The organism is Pseudoflavonifractor sp. An85 (assembly GCF_002161235.1).
In the GTDB taxonomy this organism is placed as follows: domain Bacteria; phylum Bacillota; class Clostridia; order Oscillospirales; family Oscillospiraceae; genus Enterenecus.
In genome coordinates this window covers 1-1183 of the sequence record NZ_NFHE01000098.1, presented here as the reverse complement: position 1 = coordinate 1183, position 1183 = coordinate 1, and the positions used below count along the sequence as shown (strand labels likewise).

Sequence of the window (1183 nt, the reverse complement as noted above, 5' to 3'; positions counted from 1 at the left end):
TGGGGAGGAGCGGCACAAACGCCGCCCTCGCCCAGAATACTGTCCCCCACACAGGGGGACACGGCAGACCCTTCCCTGACCATAACCTCCGACGCATCCTCCTCCACGGGGGAGGATGACGCCAGCGAGGCGGCGGATGATGGGTTCCCCACAGTGGACTGGGCCTACTGGCAGGGCGTCAACCCGGATGTCATCGGGTGGATCACCGTGCCGGGCACCACCATCAATTCCCCCATCGTGCAGGCACCCACGGATGACCCGGACTTCTATCTCAGCCACGACGTGTACGGGAACTACAACATCTACGGAGCCATATATCTCGACGCGGAATGCGTTGAAGCAGGGCTGGACAGCCGCAACGCGGTCATTCTCGGCCACCATTCTGGGAATCTGGAAGCCGCGCCCTTCGGCGTCATCCAAGAGTACGCGGACGAAACCTTCGCCGCCGGGCACGCCACAATCCTTCTTCAGACTCCGGAGTGGAAACGGGCCTACGAGGTGCGGTTCGCGCAGATCGTCAACGGTCTGGAACCATCCAAGAGAACCGTCTTCCACAATGATGAGGATTTCCGCATGTGGTACGACGCGATGCGGGTGGACGCCGCCATGACGCTGGACGGCACCACGGAACCGGAACAGGCCGTCTCCCTTGTGAGCTGTTCCTACTATGTCCACCCGGAGAACGAGCGCACCGTCGTGGTGGCAAGCGGAAGCGGTGGAGACCAAATGGTACCCTGATAGAGGTATCTGCAATGGACAGAAAGGAAACCAACATGACAGAACCAAACCCATGGCAGGCCCCCGAACAGCCTGTGCCCGCACCGGCGCTGCCGCAGGCAGGCGAAGAGCAACCCGTGACGGGATGCTCCTTCAAGGACGCCATCATCCGATACTGGAAGGGCTACGTGCGCTTCCGTGGCCGTGCCAGCCGCAGCGAATACTGGTGGGCGATGCTGTTCACCTTCCTCGTGTGGTTCGCCTTCAGCCTTCTGGATCAGTCGGGCAGCGGCTTGGGCGCTCTGTTCTCCCTGCTGAGCGCCTGCTGGGGACTCGCCACCATCCTGCCGACCATCGCCATCTCATGGCGTCGCCTCCATGACGCGGACAAGCCCGGCACGTTCATGTTCATCGTGTACGGCCTGTACCTTATCGGGTACATCATGTTCTTCTTCGGCCTGTTCGG

2 protein-coding genes are annotated in these 1183 nt (G+C 61.7%); both read left to right on the top strand.

Annotation, left to right across the window (positions count from 1 at the left end; translation table 11 throughout):
* A partial coding sequence (locus B5G37_RS14510; protein WP_143483002.1) for a class B sortase occupies positions 1–738 on the top strand: 738 nt, incomplete at its 5' end.
* Between the two features lie 14 nt (positions 739–752).
* Positions 753–1183 (top strand): DUF805 domain-containing protein (locus B5G37_RS14505; protein ID WP_143483001.1); only part of this gene is annotated, 431 nt, incomplete at its 3' end.